Below are 26,836 nucleotides of genomic sequence, written 5' to 3' on the forward strand. Positions count from 1 at the left end.
TGGTTCAGACACCCCACTGAGCGATAACTTCTCGCAATCGTACAGCTATGGTTGCCGCCGGGCCCGGTTCGATCATCTGGTTGTGTTCACAATCGACTTCCGTGACTCGGATGTCGCCTTGTACGAACCGTCGCCATTCGGCGACGTCGTGTCCGTTCTCCGTAGATCTTCCGGCTACGAAGAACTCGACGTCTCCACGGTGGACAGGCGGTTGGTGCCGATTCGTCAATTCGACGGAGTGGGAGTAACCGCGACTGATCCGCGCTAGATGCTCCGCTTCGATTCCGATTCCGGCGCCAAGGGTCTGCTCCAGCAATTCCGCCGCTTCCTCGAAGCTCTCGACGGCCTTGGATCCCGCGGGCATCGCGAGCCCGGCCAGTAGTTCGGAGACCGAGAGTTCTGCGGGCTGATCGGAATCCGACGACGGGTAGCTGTCGAGGATCGACAGCGTCACGTCACGGCCGGTGCGAGTAAGGCTGTGCGCCACGGCGTGTGCGATGACGCCGCCGAGCGACCAGCCGGCCAGATGGATCGGGCCGGTCGATGCCACGGCCGCAATGCGATTCGCGTAGTCGTCGGCGAGTTCGGTGAGAGAGTCGAAGCTGGGCCCGCCGCTCAGGGACGGTAGCTGAAGACCGTATACGGGTTGATCCAGCTCGAGGTGCTTGACGAATTCTGCATAACCCCAGGACAATCCGATACCCGGATGGACGAAGAACAGTGGTGCACGATCGGATCCGGCACGCAGCGTGATCATCGGGGCGAGCAGATCCGACGAATCGTCCGGCGAGTGTGCGTCCATTCCGTCGGCCGCGCGGGCGACACCGGCAGGGGTCGGGTCCAGGAAAAGCGATTGCAACGGCACGCGCATCCCGAGGCGCTTCTCGAGTTCGATGGTGATGCGAGTGGCCACGATCGACGTTCCACCCAGTTCGAAGAAGTCGTCGTCGATGCCGATGTGCTCGTGGCCGAGCACGGTCTCGAAGATGTCGACGACCGTTCGTTCGGTGTCGTTTGTCGGCGGTGCGTACGGGACCGTACGACGCTCGAAGCTCGGGGTCGGCAGTGCCTTGCGGTCGAGCTTGCCGACCGGTGTCACCGGAATGCGGTCGACGACGACGATCGCGCCGGGAACCATGTGCGCAGGCAGGCGAGAAGACAGGTGGCGGCGAAGCTCCCAGTCGTCGACGGTCTGTCCGTCCACGGGCTGGATGTAGGAGGCGATCATCGTCTCCCCCGACGGCGCTTCGTGCCCAAGTGTCGCGGCGAAGTAGACGGATGGGTGTGCCATCAGGACGGAGTCGATTTCGCCGAGCTCGATGCGGAATCCGCGGACCTTGATCTGGAAGTCGCTGCGGCCGAGGTATTCGAGGGTGCTGTCGGAGCGCCAGCGCACCAGGTCGCCCGTGCGGTACATGCGCTGGCCCGGGTCGCCGAACGGATCGGCGACAAATCGGTCAGCGGTGAGATCGGGACGATTGTGGTAGCCGCGGGCGAGTCCGGGGCCGGTCACGTACAGCTCCCCGATGACTCCCACTGGCACCGGCTTGAGGTGCCCGTCGAGGACCAGGCCGGCAAAGCCGATGGCCGGTCGGCCGATGTTGATGTCCTTGCCCGGCCGCATGGGTTCACTGACGCTGGCCTGGATCGTGGATTCGGTAGGTCCGTATCCGTTGAACATGCGACGGTCGCGGCCCCAGATGTCCACGAGTTCGGGTGGGCAGGCTTCGCCACCGACGGCGAGCACGCGGAGTTCGGGCAGCGCGGAACTTTCGATGGAGCTGAGTGCGGTCGGCGTGATGAACGCGTGTGAGACGTGTTCGTCGGCAAAGATTTCGGCCAACTCGGATCCGCCGAAGACCGTGGGTGGGATGACGACCAAGCAGGCACCGCTGCCGAACGCCATCATGAGTTCGAAGACGGAGGCGTCGAAGCTCGGTGATGCCAAGTGAGAGATCCGCGAATAGGGCTGAACATTGAACCTCTGATGTTCTTCGGCGTTGAGGTTGGACAACCCGAGGTGGGTGACGATGACGCCCTTCGGCTTCCCGGTCGAACCCGAGGTGTAGATCAGGTAAGCGGGGTGGCCGTGATGCAGAGGAATCGTCCGGTCGCGATCGGTGATCGCGGCGGCGCTCTGGTGCTCGATCTCGTCGACGGTCTCGGCTGCATCGAGGACCATCCACTCGACCGTGTCGGGAAGTTGACTGCGGTGAGCGTCGTCGGTGATGCCGAGTACGGCCCGCGAATCGTCGAGCATGTGGTTGATGCGGTCGTCGGGATAGTTCGGGTCTACGGGCAGGAATGCCGCTCCGGTCTTCGTGACCGCCCAGATGGCGATGATCTCCGCCGTGGACCGCGGCAGACCCAGAGCCACGAAGTCTTCGGGCCCGACACCGCGCCGGCACAGCACTCGCGCCAGCTTCGTCGATTCGTCGTCGAGTTCGCGGTAGGTCATCGACCTCTCTCGACTCGAGAGGGCCGGCGCATCCGGGTTGGACGCGACTGCCTCGGCGAGGATCTCCGGCCACACCCGTGCTCGAGTCGCGGCTGCACCGGACGCCGGCACCAGAGCCGCTGTTTCGTCGGCGGCGAGGATGCCGATGTCAGCGATGCGTGTCGCCGGTTCGCGTCCGACCGCGCCCAGGATCAGGCGAAGTCGGTCGGCAAACCGCCGAATGGTGGCGGGTTCGAAGAGATCGGTTGCGAAGTCGAAGGCTGCGGACATCCCGGCCGGGATGCCGAACTCGTCGAACTTCTCGTCGACGATCAGTTCCAGGTCCTCCTTCGCGAATTTGGTTTCCACGGTCAGGCCTTCGATGTCGAGGCCCGGTAGGTGGAAATGTGCGGGTTCGTTGTTCTGAAGTTCGAGGGCGACCTGGAACAACGGTGAGTACGACGTGGATCTGGTGGGGTTGATGACGTCGACGAGCCGTTCGAATGGCAGGTCCGAGTTCTGGAATGCGGCCAGGTCGATTTCCCGGACGTGCTCCACCAGTTCGGCGAACGTGATGTCGGGATCGACGCTGGTGCGCAGGACCAGCGTGTTGACGAACATTCCGACGAGATGGTCGAGTGCTGCCTGACCTCGGCCGGCGATCGGTGTGCCGATGGTGACTTCGTCGGCGCCCGACAGCTTGGACATCAGCACGGCCAGCGCGCCGTGCAGTGCCATGAACATCGTGACACCGTTTGCCCTGGTGAGGTCCGCGAGGGCGCGGTGGGTGTTCGCGTCGATGTCGAAGGTGAAGCGGTCACCGTGGAAGGTCTGTTGCACGGGCCGCGGGTGGTCGGTGGGCAGTGCGATGACGTCGTCTAGTCCGGCGAGTTGCTCGCTCCAGTAGCGCAATTGGCGACTGATGACAGATTCCGGGTCGTCTTCCGATCCGAGGACGCGATGTTGCCACAACGTGAAGTCTGCGTACTGCACTTCGAGTGGTGCCCACGTGGGCTCGGTCCCAGCCGTCCGCGCCAGGTAGGCCGTCATCACGTCGCGTGCGAGCGGCGCCATCGACGAACCGTCGGCGCAGATGTGATGGACCACGACAAACAGAATGTGAACGGGTTCACCGCTGTCGAGTCGGAAGAGTGCCACGCGTAGCGGCAGGTCCACCGACACGTCGAAGCCGGTCGTGGCGAGTCGTTGCATGCGCTCTGAGAGTTCGTGCTCCCCCACGGTCATTTCACGGACCGGCGGTACTGCCTCGTCGGCGGTGAGCACTTTCTGAATCGGATCGCCGCCGACGGCGGGGAACACGGTCCGCAGTGTTTCGTGCCGCTCGACGACGTCGGCGATCGCCTGTTGCATGGCGGTGACGTCGAGGTCACCGGTCAGGCGAACAGCTAATGGGATGTTGTACGCGGCTGAGCGTGTGTCGAATTGGTTGAGGAACCACATACGCTTCTGCGCCAACGAGAGCGGGACGTTACCGTCGCGCTCCATGGGAGTGAGCGGCACAGTGCCAACGGCAGTGACAGCGTCGGAAAGCCGTTCGGCGAGCTGCGCTGTCGTCGGCGCCTCGAAGAGCACTCGCACCCCGACGTCGATGTTCAGTGCGGAATTGAGCCGCGAGACCACGCGAGTGGCAATCAGCGAGTTGCCGCCGAGCTCGAAGAAGTTGTCGTCGACGCCTACCCGCTCGACGCCGAGTACATCGATGAAGGCATCGGCGATCCGACGCTCGAGACTGGTGCCAGGAGCCCGGAATTCCACGCCGGTTCCGGTGAACTCCGGGGTCGGCAAGGCTTTTCGATCGAGCTTGCCGACTGCGGTGCGCGGTAGCTCGTCGACGATCATGATGCTGGCCGGAACCATGTGCGAGGGAACACGTCCGGCGAGGTGCGCGGTGATCTCTGCGCCGGTCAGCGTCGATCCTTCCTCGACGGTGAGGTACGAAGCGAGAACTGTTGCGCCGGCCGGTCCGTCGACGCCGAGTGTCACGCAGTTCGTGACACTCGCCATTGCGGTGATCTGGGCGTCCACTTCGCCGAGTTCGATACGGAATCCGCGAATCTTGACCTGGAAGTCGCTGCGCCCGACGTATTCGATGGTGTGATCGCTTCGCCAGGAGGCGATGTCACCGGTGCGGTACATCCGGTCGCCTGGCTTGCCGAAGGGGTCGGCCACAAATCGTTCGCTGGTCAGGCCGGGACGCCGGTGGTATCCGCGAGCCAGGCCGATGCCGGCGATGTACAGCTCACCGGGAGCTCCGACGGGTACAGGTTGCAGGCGCGAATCGAGGATCATCTCGTGCACACCGCGGATCGGGCCACCGATCGTGATGGGTGCGCCCACCGTCATGGGTTCGCTGATGTCTGCCATGACGGTTGTCTCGGTCGGGCCGTAGGCGTTGACGAATTCTCGTCCGGGAGCCCACAGACCGACGAGGTGCGGCGGTAGAGCCTCTCCCCCGACGACGACGTGCCGGAATTCGTCCAGACCGGCCGGGTCGACGGTGGCGAGCGCTGCCGTGGTGACGAACGCGTGAGTGACGTGTTCACGGCGGATCAGACTTGCCAGTTCGGCGCCGCCGTAGATGTCGGTCGGGACGATCACCATTGTTGCTCCGACACCGAATGCCTGCAGGTACTCGAAGATGGCTCCGTCGAAGCTGGGGGTGGCGAAGTGCAGGGTCCGAGAGTGGTGATCGGCGTGGAATCGACGTTGCTGGTCGAGCGCGAAGCTGTCGAGTCCGGTGTGAGTGACGACGACTCCCTTGGGTCGGCCGGTGGATCCCGATGTGTAGACCACGTACGCGGCGTTGTCCATGACTACCGGTGCAAGCCGTTCGTCCTGGGTGATCGGCAGCGTGCAACTGGTGGCGACGTCGTCGTCGAATGCTTCTTCTCCGAGCACCAACCAGGACACGATGGGTGGCAATGTGTCGATGGCGTCGACGACCGTCAACCCGAACAACACTTCGGAGTCGCTGAGCATGTGTTCGATTCGGTCGGCCGGGTAGCTGGGGTCGACCGGTACGAATGCCGCGCCGGTCTTGGCCACTGCCCACACCGCGAGTACTGATTCGACCGACCGTTCGATACCGATGGCTACCGATGTCTCGGGCCCGGCGCCGCGGCGAATCATGGCTCTGGCCAACTGGTTCGAGCGCCGGTCCAGTTCGGCGTAGGTCATCGACCGGCTGCCGGCCGAGAGCGCGATGCGGTCGGGATACGTGGCGGAGACGTCGGCGAGGATCTCCGGGAGCGTGCGAGCAGAGCGACCCGGGGAGCCGAAGACCGGCGCAAGATCACGGCTCTCGAACTCTGTGAGAACCTGCAGGCGGGCCAGCGGCTGATCCGGTGCCGAGGCCAGCTGCTCGAGGACGATGCCCACGCGCTCGGTGATCTTCGCGACTTCGCGGGCGGAGAAGTGCGTCGGCAAGTACTCCATCTTCAGGTTCAGCGTGTCACTTTCCGACGCGACAACGGCAATCGGATAGTGCGCCGAGTCGCGTCCGTCGATGCCGAGAACGTGCATTCCCGCGATGTCGGTTTCGGCGGTCAGGGCTGCCTCGTCGACGGGATACGACTCGAATACCGTCAGTGTGTCGAAGGAACCCGCGGCGCCCACTGCTCCCGCGATGTCCGACAGTCCGATGTGGTGGTGGTCGAGCAGTGACGCTTGCTCGGATTGGACGCGAATGGCCAGTTCCGCGAGGGTTTCTCGGGCGTCGAGGCGGACTCGTACGGGCACTGTGTTGATGAACAGGCCGACGATCGATTCCACACCGGACACCTGTGGTGGGCGTCCGGACACGGTTCCACCGAAGACGACGTCGTCGCGGCCGAGGAGTTCGGCGAGCACGATTCCCCAGGCCACTTGGACCAGGGTCGCCATGGTCAGTCCACGGCTTCGCGCGAACGCGCGAAGGGTCTGGGCCCGTTCGGTCGGCAGCGAGTACGAGTGAATGTCACTGGCAACGGTTTCGGCGGCAGTGCTCGCTTGCGAGAGTTGGGTGGATGTGTCCACGCCACGTAGCGCTTCCTGCCATGCGCGCAGCGACGAGTCGGGGTGCTGCTTCGAGATCCAGGTGAGGTAGTCGCGATACGACTGAACTCTGGGCAGAATCTCGGGGTCGCCGTCGGTTGCGTAGAGAGTCAGCAGGTCTCGCAGTAACAGCGGGGTTGACCAGCCGTCGAGCAGGATGTGGTGGTTCGTCACGACGAAGCGTGCTGTGTCCGGTCCGATTCGCACGAGCATGAACCGGATCAGTGGTGCTGTTTCCATGTCGAAACGATGGGCGCGGTCGCGTTCGAGCAGCTGACCGAATGCGAGTTCACCGTCTTCGGCCCCGGACAGGTCGATCTCGGCCCAGCTGATCTCGAGACCGGAACGGATCACCTGCAACGCCCGACCTCCCGGCGCGGAGACGAACCCCGCGCGCAGGCTCGGATGACGGTCGACCAAGGCCTGCGACGCGCGGCGCAACCGCGACGAGTCCACCCGTCCGCCGAGTTCGAGCGTCAGTTGCACCATGTACGGATCGATTTCGGTTTCGTCGAACTGGGCGTGGAAGAGCATGCCCGACTGCAGGGGTGACAGTGACCAGACGTCGGTCAGGTCGGGGAATCTGCGCTCGAGCTGTTCGATGCTCTGTTGATCTGTGGTGACGAGATCGAGATCGGTAGGCGTGAGCTCGCGCTCGGAGTGTCGGTCCACGTAGTCACTCAGCGCGCCGAGTGCTCTGGCCCAGAGCTCCGCCAGTTCGGCGACCTCGGCCTCGCTGAGAATGCCGCGAGGGAAAGACCACGTAGCGCGCAGAATCGGACCGTGTGCGGTGTCGGTGGTGACGGCGTTGATGTCGAGCACCGACGCGGCGGCAAGCTCTCCGCTGTGCGCTTCGTCGAGGGTCACCTCCGAGATCGGCAGCCACGGTACTTCGCCGTGTTCGGGATCCGAGCCGGCGAAACGTCCGAGGTAGTTGAACGAGATCTGCGGCGTGGGCAGCGCCCTCAGTTCCTCGCTTCGATCGAGGTACTTCAAGATGCCGAAGCCGATTCCGTTGTCGGGAAGGTCGAGCAGCGTTTCCTTGACGAGCTTCACGGCCGAGGCGGCGGTTGATCCACCGGACAGCGCGTCGGCGACGTCGAGCCCGGTCAGGTCGATTCGCACCGGGAACAGGGTGGTGAACCAGCCGACCGTGCGCGAGAGGTCGGCGCCCGGTGCAGCGTTCTCCTCACGTCCGTGTCCTTCGAGATTGACGAGCACTTCCCCGCTGCGCTGTCCGCGCGATCGACGCCAGGCGGTGACGGCAATCGCGAGAGCTGCGAGCAGTCCGTCGTTCACCGAGCCGCCGAAATGCTGCGGCACCGTCGAGATGATGTTCTCGGTCACCGAGGTCGGTACGTCGACGCTGATGCGGTCGACTGTCGCTCCGACGTCGACGGCGGGGTCGAGCCCGCGCGTCCCGAGCAGTGGTTCGTCCGTCCGCATCTTCGACCACAGGTCGACCTCGTCGCGTCGATCCGCGGCGGTCTCGGCGAGCGCTGTCGCCCAGCGACGAATCGAGGTTCCGCCAGGCGGAAGTATCGGAGTGTCGCCCTCGAACGCCGAAGCATATGCGGTGACCAGGCCGGGGACGATCATTCGCCAGGACACGCCGTCGACCGCGAGGTGGTGGAGGACCAGGAGCAACCGTCCCGCCTCGGGCCCGTTGCCGTTCGCGCTGACGGGATCCAACCAGACTGCGCTGATCATCGTGCCGTGTTCGGGATCGAGTCGGCTGGACGCGTCCTGCATCGCGGCTTCTGCTGCGCGGACGAATTCGTTCCCGCTGGTGGACACGACAGGGGTTCTGCGCAGGACGTCCGAGGCTGCGACGGTGCCGGGTTCGCGGATCTCGAGTTGGTGAGTGGCGGCGTCCAGGCGAGCCCGCAGCACGTCGTGGCGATCGAGGATCGTCTGCAGTGCTCGCTCCAGCGCGGGGCCGGACACGTCTGACGGCAGTGCGATCAGTGCGCTCTGGCTGTAACTGCGGATCGTGCTCAGGTCACCGCGACCGCGTTCGACGAGCCACTCCATGATCGGAGTGAGCGGTAGCATACCGACTCCCCCGCCCGGCAGTTCCGTGAGAACCGGTGTGGTTTCCGATGATTCGACAAGGAGCACCTTGGTGAGTCCGGCAACTGTCTTCGCTTCGAAGACGTCCCGCGGAGTGAAGACGAGACCTGCGGACTTCGCCCGTGAGACGAGTTGAATCGACATGATCGAATCGCCGCCGAGACCGAAGAACGAATCGTCCACTCCGATATTGCCCCGCCCCAGTACTTCCGCGAAGAGGTCGGCAAGACCCGCTTCGGTAGCGGTGGCTGGTGCTCGCGTCGCCTCCGTTGTTCCGGTCACTGTGAAGTCTGGAGCCGGGAGGCTGCGTCGGTCGAGCTTTCCGTTGACTGTCAGCGGAAGCGACTCGAGGACGACGATCGCGGTGGGCACCATGTACTCCGCGAGTTCGGCGGCGACGAAGTCGGTCACCGTCGCTGAATCGACGGTACTGCCTGTTTCGGCGACCACGTACCCGACGATCCGCGGTGACGCTCCCTCCGTGCGAACAAGTGCCACCGAGGCCGCGACGCCGGGGCAGCGGAGCATTGCGGCTTCGATCTCTCCGAGTTCGATGCGGAAACCGCGCACCTTCACCTGGAAATCACTACGGCCCACGTACTCCAACTGCCCCGCGTCGTTCCACCTCGCCAGGTCCCCGCTCCGATACATTCGATCCCCCGAACTACCGAATGGATCGGGAAGGAACCGCACCGAAGTCAATGCGGGTTTCCCGAGGTATCCCCGAGTCACCTGATCGCCGGCGACGTACATTTCACCGACGACGCCTGGTGGTACCAAGTTCAGTCGCCGGTCGAGTACGTAGACGGACAATCCTGGTACGGCTCGCCCGATGATGCTCGCCGATGCATGCTCGCTGTCGTTGCGGTCGAGCGCGATTCGACTGACGTGCACTGTCGTCTCGGTGATCCCGTACATGTTGACCAGCGTCGGCGCTGTGTCCGCGCGACGGTCGTACCACTTGCGCAATTGCCCGAGATCGAGCGCTTCTCCACCGAAGACGACGTAACGCAGTGCAAGGTCGGGGTCCGTACCGTTCGGTGAGTACGCGCGATCGGCTTCGGCGAGTTGGTAGAAGGCGGTGGGTGTTTGGTTCAGCACCGTCACTCGCTCACGGCGGAGCAGTTCGTGGAACATGTCCGGCGATCTGGTCGTGTAGTAGTCGACGACGACCAACCGACCACCGTGCAGTAGCGGACCCCACAGCTCCCAGACGGAGAAGTCGAATGCGTACGAGTGGAACATCGTCCACACGTCCGTGTTGTCGAATCCGAACGTCGGGGATGTGTTGTCCATCAGGGTCAGCACGTTCCGGTGGCTGACCTGGACGCCTTTGGGGCGCCCGGTGGATCCGGAGGTGTAGATGATGTACGCGATCGAGTCGGGCAGAAGTGGTGTGGTCCGGTCCGCGTCGGTGATGCGATGGGGCGCGGAGTGATCGAGGCGTACCGCGATCTCCGGCGATCCGAGTTCGACGACGTCGATGCCGGATTCGACGATCTCCGAAGGAAGGTCGCTTCGGAAGTCTCCGGTCGTGACCAGGCATACCGGCCGCGCGTCGTCGAAGAGGAAGCGCATGCGCTCGGCCGGGTAGGTGATGTCGACCGGCAGGTATGCCGCACCGGTCTTGATGACGGCGACGAGTGCGAGCACGAGATCGGTGGTTCTGGGCATCGCGACGGCAACCACGGATTCCGGACCGATACCGCGGCCGATCAGTAGCCGCGCCAGGCGGTTCGCGCGCCCGTCCAGTTCGGCGTACGTCATCGCAGCGTCGCTGTCGTTGACGGCGGTCGACGACGGATGTGCTGCAACAGCTTCGAAGAATCGGTCCGCGATGTTGTCGGCCGGAGCCGGTTCGGCGTGAGTGTTCCACTCGGTCAGCATCTGTCGACGCTCGGCGGCGCCCACGACGTCGATGTCACCGGTAGGAGTCGACGGCTCTCGGGAGACCACCTCGAGGAGGGTGAGCAGTCTGCGTGAGAACGATTCGATCAATTCACCGTCGAACAGGTCTGTGGCGTAGATGAATTCGGCGTCGATTCCAGCGGTTCCGCCATCCGCGTCGTAACGCTCGGTGACCGAGAGTTGCAGATCGAACTTGGCGACGGGTAGGTCGAACTCGACTCCCGAGACCGACAGCCCTGGCAGTTCGAGTTTCGGTAGCGCGTTGTTGCGGAACTCGATGAGGATCTGGAACAACGGAGTGTGTGACGTCGAGCGTTCCGGGTCGAGCGCGTCGACCAACCGTTCGAAGGGCAAGTCTGCGTGCTGGAACGCACCGAGATCGCCCTCGCGAACCTGGGCGAGTACGTCCTCGAACGTCGCGGCGGGCTCGATCTGTGTCCGCAGCACGAGAGTGTTGACGAACATTCCGACCAGGTGATCGAGTTCGGCCTCTCCGCGTCCGGCGACGGGTGTACCGATGGCGATGTCCTCGGTATCAGCCAGGCGCGCTGCGAGTACTGCCAGGGCCGCGTGCATGACCATGAACATGGTGCTGCCGTGCTCGCGGGCCAGATCGGCCAGCGCTCGATGGATCTGCGGCGATACAGCGAACCGGTGGACCGAGCCCACCATGGTCGGCTTCGCCGGACGTGCGGACGAGGTCGGCAGCGCGATCGGCTCGCCCAGTCCCGCGAGGCGGTCCTTCCAGTAGTCGAGCTGACGGGTCAGGGCGGAGTCCGGATCGTCCTCGGAGCCGAGCACTTCGTGCTGCCACACAGCGAAGTCGCCGTACTGCACGGCCAGTTCCGACCAGTTCGGCGCACAGCCGGCGCTACGGGCCGCATAGGCCGCTGCCACGTCCGCTGCCAGGGGGTTCATCGAGAACCCGTCGGCGACGATGTGGTGGACGACGATAACGAGTACGTGCCTGCGTGGGTCCCCGTCGACGCGCAGGACCGCGCAGCGGATCGGAACTTCGGCCGAGGCGTCGAAGCCTGCCGAGGCCAGTTCGAGGATTCGATCGGACACTCTTGCAGCAGTGACGATTTCCGGCTCCAGGATCGGCACGACCTCCTCGCTGGACATCACCTGCTGCACCGGCTGTCCGTCGATCGAGGGGAACTTCGTCCGCAAGCTTTCGTGGCGACCCAGTACGTCCGCTACCGCGTCCTGCAATGCGGCGAAGTCCAGGTCGCCGTCGAGGCGTACAGCCAGGGGAACGTTGTAGGCAGGGGACGTCACGTCGAACTGGTTGAGGAACCACATCCGCTTCTGTGCCAACGACACGGGCAGTGGGTCCGGGCGAGATCGCCGAGTCAACGGTGGTCTGGGATGCTCACCGCGGCCGACGCTCTCCGCCAGACGCGACAGCTGTCGAACTGTCGGGGATTCGAACAATCCTCGAACGCCGATGTCGGTGCCGAGGAGTGCGTTGACGCGGGCGATGACGCGGGTCGCGGTCAGAGAGTTTCCACCGACGTCGAAGAAGTGGGTGTCGACGCCGATCGGGGACACGCCGAGCACGTCCTCGAAAACGCCCACCACCAGCCGTTCGAGCTCGGTGGCAGGTGCGGTGAGTGTTTCGGCATCGGTGTCGAAACGAGGCGCGGGAAGTGCAGCCCGATCGACCTTGCCGACGCCGGTCAGTGGTAGTTCGTCGAGCACGACGACGCTCGCGGGCACCATGTGTGCCGGCAGTACTTCCCGTGCCGCTGCTCGGATGTCCTCGGCGCTCACCGGGCGTTCGTCGTCACAGACGACGTATGCCGCCAGAGCCTGCTCGTCGGAGGGTCCGCGCACCGCCAACGTGACCGCGTACTCGACGCCCGGCAGCTGACCCAACGCCGTGTCGACCTCACCGAGTTCGATACGGAATCCGCGGATCTTGACCTGGAAGTCGCTGCGTCCGAGGTATTCGATGGTGCGGTCACTGCGCCAGCGCACCACGTCTCCGGTGCGGTACATCCGCTCCCCCGGCTCGCCGTACGGGTTCGCGACGAATCGTTCGCTCGTCAGCGGTGAGCGCCCGTGATAGCCGCGCGCGAGTCCGACTCCGGCGACATACAGTTCGCCGGGAACTCCGACGGACACCGGTTGAAGTCTGCGATCGAGGACGACCTCACTGAATCCGCGGTTCGGCGGCCCGAGATACACCTTCTCGCCGGCCGGAATCGGGTCGCTGAGGTTGCAGGAGATGGTCGTTTCGGTGGGTCCGTAGACGTTGACGAACGATCTTCCCGGCGCCCAGGTGCGCACCAGGTCTGCCGAGGGCGCCTCGCCGCCCACCGTGATGGTGGTCAGTTCGTCGATTCCCTCGGGATCCACCGACGTCAGCGCTGCGGGCGTGACGAACGCGTGGGTGACATGTCCCTCACGGAGAACGTCGGCCAGTTCGGTTCCTCCGTAGACGGTGGTGGGAGCCACGACCAGTTCGCCGCCGACGGCGAAGGCGAGCAGATACTCGAGGACGGAGGCGTCGAAGCTCGGCGAGGCGAAGTGCAGTGCGCGCGAATGCTCCGTGAGGCCGTAGCGATGACGCTGTTCGTCGGCGAAGTTCTCGAGTCCGGTATGGGTGACGACGACGCCCTTGGGCCGTCCGGTCGAGCCCGAGGTGTAGATGAGGTAGGCGGTGTTCTCCAGCCGTGGGGTTCCTCGGCGCTCGTCCGCACGTAGCGGCGCCGTGGAGATGCCGGCGAAGCGAGTGACATTGTTCGGGTCGTCGAGTGCAATCCACCTCGTCGCACCGCCGTTGCCGGGTGTGTGGGCTGCAGTGGTCAATCCGAGCGCGGATGCCGAATCCTCGAGCATGAACGAGATCCGGTCACTCGGGTAGCGAGGATCGATCGGCACGAATGCGGCGCCGGTCTTGGTGATAGCCCAGACCGCCGCGACGGATTCGAAGGACCGCTCCACACAGATCGCTATCCGTGAATCCGGGCCGGCGCCTTCCGCGATCAGCACGCGCGCCCACTGATTCGACGCCTCGTCCAGTTCTCGGTACGTCATCTTTCTCTCACCACAGGACAGTGCGACCCGTTCGGGGAATCTGCCGGCGGTGTCGGTGAAGATGCGATCGAGTGTCCTGACCGAGCGGCCTTGCTGTCCTCGCGCGGGAACCAATTGCTGCACTTGCGAATCCGGCATCAGGCGCAGTTTCGCCAGCGGGAGATCCGGTTGTGCGGTGATCAACTCGAGAGTGCGCAGCAACCGGTCCGCGATCGCGTCGATGTCGTGATCGCCCAGGACCCCCGGGAAGTACTCGAACTTGAGTCGCAAGCGCCCGTCTGCCGCGGAGGCAACGATCGCGAGTGGATAGTGCGCGGCGTCCTCGGCGTCGTGGACGTCGAGAACGTGCATTCCGGCGATGTCGGTGCCGGAGGAGAGTCCACCGCGGTCGACGGGATACGACTCGAAGACAGTCAGGGTGTCGAACGATGCAGCGGCCCCCACTGCCGAAGTGATGTGCGAAAGCCCCACATGATGGTGATCGGACAACCGCGCCTGTTCCGCTTGGACGCGAATGCACAGCGCTGCCAGTGACTCTCGCGGGTCGAGACGAACTCGGACGGGGACGGTGTTGATGAACAAACCCACCATCGACTCGACGCCCGAAACCTGGGGTGGCCTTCCGGAGACGGTTCCACCGAAGACTACGTCGTCGCGGCCGAGGAGTTCGGCGAGCACGATTCCCCAGGCCACCTGGATCAGGGAGGCTGTCGTCAGGCCACGGGAGCGGACGAATCCCCGCAGAAGTTCCGTCTCACGTTCTCCGAGGGCTGTGGTGGTCGAGCGTGAGGTAGCGCCGTCCTCGTCGACGGCGTGAGTTCCGGTGAGCAGTGTCGGGTCGTCGAGTCCGCGGAGTGCTTCGCCCCAGGCTTCGATCGACACGCTGTCGTCGCGAGTGCTGATCCAGCTCAGGTAGTCCCGGTAGGGGTGCACGCGTGGGATGGCACTGTGATCACTGTCGGTGGCGTAGAGGGTCAGCAGGTCTCGGACCAGCAATGGCATCGACCATCCGTCGAGGAGGATGTGGTGGTTGGTCAGGATCAACCGGTACGCGTAGTCTCCGGTGCGCAGAAGCAGGAACCGCAGCAAGGGCGGCGTAGCCATGTCGAAGCCTCGCACCCGATCCGCATGGAGGAGTTCGCGTATCTCGGTTGCCTGTTCGGTGGGAGCCAGCGGAGAGATGTCGATCTCGGTCCACGGCACGTCCACGTCGGCGCTGATCACCTGCACCGATCGCCCACCGGTATCGGTCGTGAAGGCCGCGCGCAAGTTCTCGTGTCTGTCGAGCAACGCCTGTGCGGCGCGGTGCAACCGGGACGCGTCGACGCCGTCGAGTTCGAGCGCCAGTTGGACGGTGTACGCGTCGACTGTGTGTTCTGCGTAGCGCGCATGGAACAGCAGTCCGGATTGCAGCGGTGAGAGGGACCAGACGTCGGTCAGCGTCGGGAACTCGCGTTCGAGGCGGTCGATGGACTCCTGGTCCAGGTCGATCAGGTCGATGTCCGACGGTGTGAGGCCGCCGCGTTCGCTCTGCTCGGCGAACGTGGCCAGAGCGCGCAACGCCTGCACCCAGAGTTCGGCGATGGCGCGAGCATCGCGCTCTGCCAGCACGTCAGTGGGATAGGCGATAGTGGCACCGATGTGTGGTGCACCCGAGATTTCGGTGGTAACGACATTGACGTCCAGTACCGAGCCCACGGGCATGTCGGACTGTGCTGCCCCTTCCAGGTCGACTTCACGGGCCAGTGCCCAGTCCCCCAGCGACTCTCCTGGTTCGGTGCCGGAAAAACGACCGAGATAGTTGAACGAGATCTGCGGTTGGCGGAGGTGTTCGAGATCCGCTCGACCCACCTCGTCGAGGTAACGCAGTACTCCGTACCCGATGCCGCTGTCCGGAACTCCCAACAGTTCTTCCTTGACACGCTTGAGCACCACCGCTGCCTCGGGGCCGCTGCGCATCACGTTCGCGATGTCGATGTCGGCGAGGTCGATCCGCATCGGGAAGACACTCGTGAACCAGCCGACCGTGTGCAGGACGTCCGCGCCGGGCACCACGTGAGCTTCGCGTCCGTGACCCTCCATCGAGACGAGTACGTTGTCGGTTCGTGTGCCCCTTGCCTGTCGCCACTGCGTCAGTGCCAGTGCGAGCGCAGCAACGAGACCGTCGTTGACCGATCCACCGAAGAGCGCTGGAAGGGTTGTCAGGACTGTGTCGGACAGTTCGGCGGGCACGTCGGCGACGACTCTGCCGACCGAGTGGAAGGTGTCGAGCCGCGGGTCGAGTGGCCGGGTTCCGATCAGTGGATCGTCACCTTCGAGGATCGAACGCCACCGGGGCAATTCGACTCTTCGGGCTGGCGCGATGTCACGGAGCGCATACGACCAACGACGGACCGACGTACCCGGGTACGACGGCTCAGGCTCCTCACCGGCATCGATGCGGTGGAATGCCGACGCAAGTTCCGGTACGAGCACGCGCCAGGACACGCCGTCCACCGCGAGGTGGTGGATCACCAGGAGCAACCGGCCGGTGTTGCGTACGCCGGACAACCAGACGACCCGCACCATCTCGCCCCGGACGGGGTCGAGTTCTCGGCGCGCACCACTCAGAGCAGCGACGATCGCCGCGTCGAACACTGCGGTGCCCGGCTCGGCCTCGACCTCGATCACCCGGCAGATGTCCTCGGCTGCAACCGATCCCGGATCGCCGACAACGAGCCTGCGCTCGCCGTCGAGTTCGAGGCGCGCGCGAAGGATGTCGTGACGATCGAGAACGACTTGAAGCGCTGCGGTCAACTGCTCCACGCTGTGCAGCCCTAGCGGCGCATTGAGAAGAGTCGCTTGGGAGAACGAATCGAGCCCCTGGAGATCGGAGCCGAGCCGGTCGAGCCACCACTGAGCCACCGGCAACAACGGCACGTGGCCAACGCCGCCTCCGGGAAGTTCCTCGAGAACCTCGGGTTCGTCGTCCTTGGTCGATGCCAGCAAAACCGCAAGACCGGCGACCGATTTCACCTCGAAGACGTCACGCGGGGTGAACACGAGCCCGGCGTCGCGGGCACGGGCGACGAGCTGAATCGACATGATCGAATCGCCGCCCATCGAGAAGAACGAGTCGTCGACGCCCACCGATTCGACACCGAGGACATCGACGAACAAGGCGGCCAGCGTGCGCTCGGTATCGGATTCGGCAGCCCGCGAGCGTGCCTGGGTTGCTCGCAGGTCGGGAACCGGCAGGGCTCGGCGGTCGAGCTTTCCGTTGGCAGTCATCGGCAGTTCGTCGAGCACGACCACCGCCGCAGGAACCATGTACGGGGCCAGAGCCGAGCCTGCAAACGCGATGACGGCCTCGGGATCGACAGTCTGAGCATCGTTGGCGGGCACGACGTATCCGACGATTCGCGCGGCGCCTCCGTCACGTTCGAGCGTGGTCACCACGGAATGCGCGACCCCGGGGTAACGAGCCAGAACTGCTTCGATCTCGCCGAGTTCGATGCGGAATCCACGAATTTTGACCTGGAAATCGCCTCGGCCCTGGTACTCGAGTTCGCCGTTCTTGTTCCACCTGGCGAGGTCGCCGGTGCGGTACATCCGCGAGCCGGCACTGCCCGCGGGATTGGGCACGAATCGTTCGGCGGTGGTGCCGGCGCGGTTGCGGTAACCGCGGGCGAGTCCGTCGCCGCTGACGTACAGCTCCCCCGTGACTCCGACCGGGACGCGGTGTAGGCGATTGTCGAGGACCCACGCCGTGATGCCTGTCGACGGGCGACCGATCGTCACTCGATCGGCCGGGGACATCGGCTCGGTGATGCTGGCGACGACCGTCGATTCGGTCGGTCCGTAGGCATTGATCATGATCCGGTGATCACTGACCCAGGCGGCGACGAGATCGGGCGGGCAGACGTCGCCACCGGTTCCGATGCAGACCAGCTCGTTCAGTTCGCTCGGATCGACTGTGGCGAGAGCAGCGGGGGTGATGAAGGCGTGAGTTATGTGCTGGTCGGCGATCAGGCTCGTCAGTTCGGTTCCGCCGATGATGCTCGGTGGAGCGATGACCATCGTGGCCCCGGCACCAACGGCCATCAGGAGTTCGAGAATCGAGGCGTCGAAGCTCGGTGAGCTGAAATGCAGCGTGCGCGAGGTCGATTCCACCCCGAATCGAGTACGTTCCTGTTCGGCGAGTGCCGAAAGCCCACGGTGAGTGACCATGACACCTTTGGGGACGCCGGTGGAACCGGAGGTGTAGATGACATAGGCAGGATTGTCGAGAGAGACCGTCCCCGACAGTTCCGAGGCCTCCAGCCGCTGATCTCCGAACTGTTCGAGGGTTGCCAGTGTCTCGGCCTGATCGAGCAGAACTGCGTCTGCCTCGTCGGGGACGACACCCACATGCTCGGCGGTGGTGAGGACGACGCCCGCTCCCGAGTCGTTGATCATGTGATGTACGCGGTCGACGGGGTACGCCGGGTCGACGGGTACGAATGCGGCGCCGGTCCGAGCAACCGCCCAGATCGCGACCACGGATTCCAGCGACCGTGGCAATGCCAGGGCGACAACGGATTCCGGACCTGCCCCGCGGCCGATCAACAGTCGCGCAAGCCGATTGGCGCGGCAGTCCAGATCGGAGTACGTCAGATGTCGGTCGCCGAAAATCAGTGCAGTTCTCTGCGGTTCGTCGACGTACTTCCGCTCGAGCAACGTCGAGAAGTGAACCTGGTCGGGAAGTTCCGGTGCAGACACGACGCTGATCGTGTCGGTGTCGACCACGAGATCGATGTCGCCGACCGGCGTGTGCGGTGATTCGGTCACCGCACCGAGGATCCGAATCAGATATCGAGCGAAACCTTCGACGGTCGACTCGTCGAACAGGGCGCTCGCATAGGTGAACCCGGCCTCGATTCCCGCGGGCCTGCCTGCCTCGTCGAACTTCTCGGCAAGCGTGAGTTGCAGATCGAAATTCGAGACGGCGGATTCGAGTTCGAGGACCTCGACGTCGAGGTCCGTCAGACGAACCGCTGGTCGACTGGTGTTTTTGAACTCCAGCATCACCTGGAACAACGGTGAATGCGAAGTCGACCGCTCGGGAGCCAGCGCATCGACGACGCGCTCGAAGGGGACGTCTGCATGAGCGAAGGCGTCGAGGTCGGTGCTGCGAACTCTGGCCAACAGATCGGTGAACGAAGCTGCGGGGTCGACGTCGGCGCGAAGCACCAATGTGCCGACGAACATACCGACCGTCGGATCGAGGAGGGCATTTCCGCGCCCGGCGATCGGTGAGCCGATCGTGATGTCTTCCATGCCGGACAACCTCGCCACGAGCACTGCGTATGCGGCGTGTATCGCCATGAACATACTGCTTCGGTGTTCGATCGCGGTTTCGCTCAGACGACGGTGGATGCCGGCATCGATGTCGAATCGAACGACGCCGCCCGAGAGATCCTGTACACGCGGTCGCGGTCGATCTGCGGGGAGCGCAAGAAGTTCGGGAACACTCGCCAGTTGACGTGTCCAGTACTCGAGCTGACCGGCAAGAGTGCTGTCCGCTTCGTCGATCCGACCGAGAGCCCTCTCCTGCCAGATAGCGAAGTCCGCGTACTGGACTGGAAGAGGAGACCAGTCGGGCGCCTCACCTCGATGCCGTGCCGAGTACGCGGTCATCACGTCGAACGCCAACGGTGCCATCGAGAATCCGTCGGCGCAGATGTGATGGACGACCACAGTCAGGACGTGATCTTCTGGGTCGACCTCGATCAGTTCCGCCCTGATCGGCGGAGCCTGCGTCACGTCGAAGCCCCTCGAGGCGACACGTTCGATCTCCCCGAGCACCGCTTCGGTGTTCGCGGCCACCACCGGCAGCGCACCCAACGCTTCACCGGGTTCCACGATCACCTGCGCCGGCACTCCCTCGATCATGGGAAACAGCGTGCGCAGCGATTCGTGGCGAGTAAGCACGTCGGTGATCGCGCCCTCCAACGCGACAACGTCCAACCTGCCTCTCAGCCTGATCGCAATGGCGACGTTGTACGCCGCGGACGTGACGTCGAATTGATTGACGAACCACATGCGCTTTTGTGCCAGCGACAGCGGGATCGTCTGTGGCCGCGGCAAGGCCTCGAGCGGAAGGACTACCGGTCCCCCTCGCGCCGTGGCGCACTCGACCGCCAACTGTGCAACGGTCGGCGCGTCGAACAACTCTCTGATCGACAGGTTCAACGACAGCGAATCGTTCACGCGCGCCACCGCGCGGGCAGCGACGAGACTGTTTCCGCCGATCTCGAAGAAGTTGTCGTGAACACCGACTGCCCCGGATTCCAGAAGCTCTTCGAAGATCGCCGCCAATTGCGCTTCGAGCGGTGTTCGCGGCGCCAGATACGTCTGCGAGCTGTCGAAGCTGGGCGCGGGCAGAGCCTTCCGATCGAGCTTGCCGGTCGAGCCGAGCGGGAACACGTCGAGGGCGATGACCACTGCAGGGACCATGTAGGCCGGAAGGAGACCTCTCAACTCGGTGCGTAGGCCGTCCGTGTCGATCGAAGTGCCGGTGGCGGCGATGACGTAGCCGACCAAGCTGTCACCGACGACGTCGTCGTGATGGACGAGAGCAGCAGCTTGCGCGACGCCGGGCAGCCTGAGCAACGCTGCTTCGACCTCGGCGAGTTCGATGCGCTGGCCGCGGATCTTGACCTGGAAATCGCGTCGACCGACGTAGTCGAGCAGCCCGTCGGCGCGCCACCGGACGACATCACCGGTGCGGTACATCCGGGTGCCAGACGGGCCGTACGGATCGGCCACGAATCTGTCTGCGGTCAGATCGCTGCGCCCGAGGTATCCGCGCGCCAGTTGTACTCCCGCCAGGTACAGCTCGCCGTGAACGCCGACCGGAACGGGATGCAGCCGCCCGTCGAGGACATAGAGCTGGGTGTTCCACACGGGCGCACCGATGGGAACGGTGACGGTCATGTCTGGGGTGAATTCGGCGGCGCTGACGTCGACGGCAGCCTCCGTGGGGCCGTACAGGTTGAACAATCCTGCAGAACTCAGACGGGTGAACGCCTCCGCAGTGGTCGGCGCAAGAGCTTCACCGCTGCAGAACACCTGACGCAGGGTCGCGCACTGCCCGGCAGTCGCGACAGCGACGAATTCCGCGAGCATCGACGGAACGAAGTGCGCCGTCGTGACACCCTTTTCCGCGATCAACGCCGACAGGTATCCGGGATCTCGGTGCCCCTCCGGTTCCGCGATCACCAACTGCGCGCCGGTCTGCAGGGGCCAGAACAGTTCCCACACCGAGACGTCGAAGGTCACCGGAGTCTTGTGCAACACCACGTCCGACGTGTGAAGTGGGTAGGTGTCCTGCATCCACAGCAGGCGATTGACGATCGAACGGTGCGATACTGCAACACCTTTCGGCCGACCCGTCGATCCGGACGTGAAGATCACGTAAGCAGCATTGTCCGGGTGGAGGGGTCCGACCCGATCAGCGTCGGTGATCGGCGCCGTCGTGGACACCTGACGATCGAGATCGACGTCGACGATCGGGACTCGCGAGGGAAGAGCTCCGTGGTCCTGGGGCCTGCTCAGCACGCAGACGGGTTCCGCGATGTCGAAGACGTACGCGATGCGTTCGGCAGGATGATCGGGGTCCACCGGGACGTATGCCGCACCGGCACGGATCACGGCGTGGACCGCGACGAGTAGTTCCGGAGACCGGCGAATCGACACCGCGACGCGCATGTCCGGGCCGACGCCTCGGCCGATGAGGGTTCTGGCGAGATCGCTCACCCTCGCGTCGAACTCCGCATACGTCAGCGTTCGCTCACCGAAGATCAGCGCGGCCTTCTCAGGTGTCCGGGCTGCCTGCTCTGCCGACAGGTCGGCCAGGGTAGTGATCGGTAACGCGTGCTCGGTGGCATTCCACCGCTCGAGGACCAATTCTGCCTCGCCCGGAGCTGTGAGGTCGACGTCGCCGACGACGGAGTCCGGATGGGCCGCTACCGCGTCGAGCAGCATCGTGAAACGATCGGCTAGGCCCGACATGGTGTCCGAGTCGAAAAGTTGACTGGCGTAGTTCATCTGGCCGTCGAGATGGTCGCCGCGATCGGTGAGGATGACCTGAAGATCGAACTTTGCCGCGCCCGTGGACAGTTCGTCGACCATGACCTCGAGCTCGGGCAAAGTGACCTCGGTGGGAGCGGCGCCCTGCATCACCAGCATCACCTGGAACAGCGGCGTCTGGCGCTCTGCGAGGGATTCGACGAGTACGTCGTACGGGACTTCGGTGTGCTGCAAGGCCGCCACGTCGACGTCGCGGACACGGGTGAGAACTTCACCGAAGGTGAGCCCGCCGTCGAGAACGGTCCTGAGCACCACGGTGTTGACGAACATCCCGACGACGTCGTCGAGGGCGCGCTCACTCCGCCCGGCTACCGGAGTGCCGATCGTGATGTCGTTCGCTCCGCATTCTCGGCTGAGCAGGACGGCCAGTGCGGCGTGGATCACCATGAACGTGCTGACATCGCTGCGCGCCGCGATCTGGGCGACGCGGCGGTACGTCGCGGAGTCGATCCGGAAATCGAGATTGCCCCCGCGCAGTGAGACGCCCGCCGGCCGCGGATGATCCATCGGAAGTTCCGCGAGCTCCCCGCGGTCGGTGAGGGCGTGCGACCAGAACCGCAACTGCTCGGCCAGAATCGAATCCGGGTCGGACGCTTCGCCGAGCGCACCGCGTTGCCACTCGCTGAAATCGCCGTACTGCACTTCGAGTGGCAGCCACGCCGGAACGCGTCCGCTCGCCCTCGAGGCGTACGCGACCATGACGTCACGAGCCAGCGGCGCCATCGACAGGCCGTCCGCTGCAATGTGGTGCACGACGAGGACCAGGGTGTGCTCACGTTCGTTCACTTCGAGCAGAGTGGCGCGGATCGGCACCGATTCACTGACGTCGAATCCCTCTCGCGCAAGTTCACCCGCCCGCGCTGCGGCCGCTGCGGCCGGCACCGTTTCGACCTCGAGATGATCGAACATCTCGTCCACACCGAGAACGTGCTGTACCGGTCCACGAGCGCTCTCGGGGAAAACGGTCCGCAAGACCTCGTGCCGAACGATCACGTCCCGCAGTGCGGTGAACAGTGCGTCGACGTCGAGGTCGCCGGTCATCGAAACCGCGATCGGAATGTTGTACGCCGGCGAACTCGGATCGAGTTGATTGGTCAGCCACATTCGTTGCTGCGCCAGAGATACCGGTATCCGGTCAGGGCGATCGATACGCGTCAATGCGGGGGCACGTGTGTTCCGCGAGTCCGCGAGGTCGGCACGTGCAGCGAGAGCGGAGACGGTCGGCGCCTCGAAGAGGTCGAGAACGCTCAGCGTCGTTCCGAGCGCTCCGTTCACCCGCGACACGACGCGGGTCGCGATCAACGAGTCACCGCCGAGGTCGAAGAAACTGTCGTCTGCTCCTGCGCGGGTGATGCCGAGCAGATCGCAGAACACCGCCGAAATGCGCTTCTCGGTCGAGGTTTCGGGGGCACGGTATTCGGCCGAGCCGCCCGCCGAGTCGATGTCCGGTAACGCTTTCCTGTCGATCTTTCCTGCCGGAGTCAGCGGAATGGAATCGAGGACGACGATCCTCGACGGAACCATGTGGGGAGCCAACGAGGATCTCGCGTGGGCGATCAACTCGGAGTTGTCGATGTGTGTGCCCGCAACCGCTGTGACGTACGCGGCCAACAGTGTTTCCCCACTCGGGCCCGCAACTCCGGCGGTGACGGCCTGCGCGACGCTCGGGTGGCGGCGCAGTACGTCGTCGATCTCGCCGAGCTCGACGCGGAAACCGCGGATCTTGATCTGGAAGTCGCTCCGGCCGAGGTACTCCAGCTCACCGTCGCCGTTCCACCGCGCGAGGTCACCCGTGCGGTACATGCGCTCTCCTGCAGCGCCGTTGGGGTCGGCCACGAATCGTTCGGCCGTGATCGTGGCACGCGCGTGGTATCCGCGCGCCAAGCCGACACCGCTCACGTAGAGCTCTCCGGCGACACCGATCGGCACCGGCTGAAGCCGCGAGTCCAGGAGTACGGCTGCGGCGCCGCGCATCGGCTTTCCGATGGTGACGGGAACATCGCTGCTCAATGGTCCGGTCAGGGTGGCGACGACGGTGGTTTCGGTCGGTCCGTACGCGTTGAACATCGAGCGTCCGTGTGACCATTGATCTACCAGCGCGGGTGAGCAGGCGTCGCCGCCGGTCACGACCACTCGTAGATCCGGTAGGCCGGCGGGATCGACTGTAGCCAGCGCGGCCGGGGTGACGAAGGCGTGGGTGACCCGGCCGACGCGCATCACCTGGGCCAGTTCGTCGCCGCCGTACACGGTGGGCGGCGCTATCACCATCGTGGCCGCGCCGCCGAAGGCAAGGAGAAGTTCGAGTACCGAGGCGTCGAAACTCGGCGAAGAGAAATGCAGCGTGCGGTCCCCTGGTTCGACTCCGAACCTGACTCGTTCTTCGTCGGCGAAGCTGCTCAGCCCACGGTGACTGACCACGACGCCTTTGGGGACGCCGGTAGATCCCGAGGTGTAGATCAGGTACGCCGGGTCGTCGTAGCGCACGCGGGAGCGACGTTCAGAGTCGTCGACCGGTGCATCCGAGCGGTATGTGTTCGGTTCGTCGGTGTTGAATTCGTCCAGAAGCAGCCAGTCCACCGAATCGGCGAGCCCTGCATGGTGCTCCCCCACGCTGATTCCGACAACAGCTCCCGAATCGGTGAGCATGTGCCGAATACGATCTTCGGGGTAGTGCGGATCTATCGGAAGGAAGGCACCGCCGGTCTTCGCCACCGCCCACGTCGCGGTCACGGATTCGATCGACCTCGACAGCGCAAGGGCGACATAGGTGCCGGGGCCGACTCCCCTGTCGATCAGTTCGCGGGCGAGTTTGTTCGACTCGGCGTCGAGTTCCCGGTAGCTCATCTCACGATCACCGAAAACGAGCGCTGGGGTATCGGGGTTCACAGCCGCGGCCCGGCGGAGGATGTCGGGAAGGGTCAACGGGGCGGACGCGGTCGCTCCCCGTGCCGGTACCAGGGACTCACGCTCGAACTCGTCGAGAAGATCGAGGTCTCCGACCGGCGTTCGCGGGGCTGCTGCTGCGCCGGCAAGGATGCGCACCAGTCGCGAGAGGAAGGCTCGGACCGTGGATTCGGCGTAATGCTGCGTGGAGTATGCAAGCTCGAGGGCGCCGGTATCCGCGTGGACCCCGATCGCCACATCGATACCGGTAATCGCTGTCTCCTGCGAGCCGTCGTCGAGATGGACGTGCAACTCGGGCAACTCGGGGACACCTGCTGCCGATCGAAGACCCAACGTTTCGCGTTCTCGAGCGAGAGAACTCACGAACTCGTCGAAAAACGCTTCCGGATCGACCTCGCAGCGCAGAGGCAAAGTCCCCCACTCGGTCCTCGTTCCGATCAACACGTCACGGCGCTCGGTCGATCTCGACAACAATGCCGCAAATGCCGCGTGGACAACGGCAAAGAGTGAAACACCTTCCGTACGCGCGAATGTGGCGACCGCGGGATCGAGCGGGACGCTCAGCCGAGTCGCGCCGGTGGGCTCCGATTCTGCGTCGATTCGCTCGAGCCCCAGGATGGAGCCCTCGTCGGCGTCCCCCAGATATCCAGCCCAGAACCTTTCGTTTTCCCTCCGCCGCGCGCTGCGTGCCCCGGCCTCGGCGCTTGCCGGATGAATTCGGCTCATCGGCGTGCCGGCCGGTGCTGCTGACAGTTCTGCGACCAACTCGGTGAACGCCCGGTGATGTTCGGCCAGTTCGTCGTGATCGTAGCGATTGGGGTTTCCGCGGAAGTCGATCAACGTCTGCGCCGGATCGCCGCTCTGGTACACGTTGACAAGCAGATCCTCGACCGGACCCGACGTGACGATGTGATATTCACCGGTCAGCGGCCCCAGAGTTATCTCTTGCCGGAAGAGCATCACATTCATCATCGGACCGGACAGACGCGCGTCGCCGACGGTCAGACCGGCATCACGTCGAATGTCCTCGAGGCTGCATCGCTGATGACGAAGCGCACCGAGAAGTTCGAGTTGGACCCGCCCGACCAGATCGTCGACGCTTTCGTCGGGGTCGACGTGGATGTGAAGTGGCGCGACGTTGACCAGCATGCCGCCGGACCGTTGCAGCGGGGCCGTCGTCCTCGCGGAAACCGGCAAGTTGATCAGAACGTCGCCGTAGCCGGTGTTGCGAGACAGGTAGCACGCCAGTGCTGAAATCAGTACCGCCGCCGGAGTCGCCCCGGAACGCGAGTTCCATTCGTCCAACGCGGCAAGGCTTTCCGTCGACATCGAGGCGCTGACGAGCTCACTCCGAGCGGTCGGGGGTCCCTCGCGGGTAGCCAACGTCGAACCGTGTTCGACGCCCGCCACTCGCTGGGCCCAGTACTCGCGGTCGGCTTCGAACCGACTCGATTCTCGGTACTTCTGATCGAGTTCGGACAGCGTCATGACGTCGAGTGCCTTGTTCACCGCAGGCTCTCGACCTTCGGCGGCTGCGGTGTAGATCGCCGCAATCCGATTGACGATCGTCATTCCACTGTATCCGTCGAGAGCGACGTGATGAATTCTGGTGTACCACAGGTAATCCCGATCACCAGTTTGGAGAATTGTCATCTCGACGAGACGATCGCGAGTCAGATCGAGCGTCGTCGCGTAATCGTTGTCCATCCACTCCGACGCAGCCTGCCGAGGGTTCTCACGCTCGCGGAAGTCGAAGTAGTCGATGCCCGGGTCGATCGTGAAGTCCACAATCTGGCACGGCTCCCCGTCCGGGTACATCAACCGTAGAAACGGCGATTCGAACTCGTGGGCAGCCTCCACTGCGGCGCGACTGAGCAGTTGCATGTCCAGATCGCCGTGGAACTCGATGTACTGCGCGATGAAGTACGGGACAGTCGGGTGAAGTTGCTGCGCGAACCACATACTGCGCTGCACCGCTGACAGGGGGAACGCTCCCGCCGGCAGGCTTCGCGATCCGGTCAGCGGATCGATCCTCTTGTCGGTATCCATCACGACCACCCCCACACAGCGTTGTGACGGTCAGCGCCGGGAACTGTGGCTCGGGGATTGAAGAGAAACATCGCACCGCCTCGATATCGAGTGGAAACCATGTGGCGATCCTGCGAGAGCGCAGCCGAAGGTCGTCGACCTCGACGAAGGGTCGCTTCGAAGTCCGAACCTCCCCGAAGGTCCGAACTCAGGATCAAAATTTGTCGTCGTCAGGCGTCAGGAGCACCGCAGTGCTGCAGTGCTCGACGCAAGGCT

Annotated in this window: 1 protein-coding gene; it reads right to left on the reverse strand. The window is 64.4% G+C overall.

The features are described 5' to 3' along the window. Positions 1–4 precede the first annotated feature (4 nt). Positions 5–26,581 (reverse strand): non-ribosomal peptide synthase/polyketide synthase, encoded by a 26,577-nt coding sequence (locus I7X09_RS24110; RefSeq protein ID WP_200314023.1) that lies wholly within the window; start codon positions 26,579–26,581, stop codon positions 5–7. Positions 26,582–26,836 lie beyond the last annotated feature (255 nt).

It is taken from the genome of Rhodococcus sp. P-2, from assembly GCF_016598535.1.
Lineage (GTDB): Bacteria > Actinomycetota > Actinomycetes > Mycobacteriales > Mycobacteriaceae > Rhodococcus_F > Rhodococcus_F baikonurensis.

Bases quoted from the DNA above. Each gene is read 5' to 3' on its own strand.
- I7X09_RS24110 (WP_200314023.1), bottom strand. From the start codon at position 26,581: ATGGATACCGACAAGAGGATCGATCCGCTGACCGGATCGCGAAGCCTG.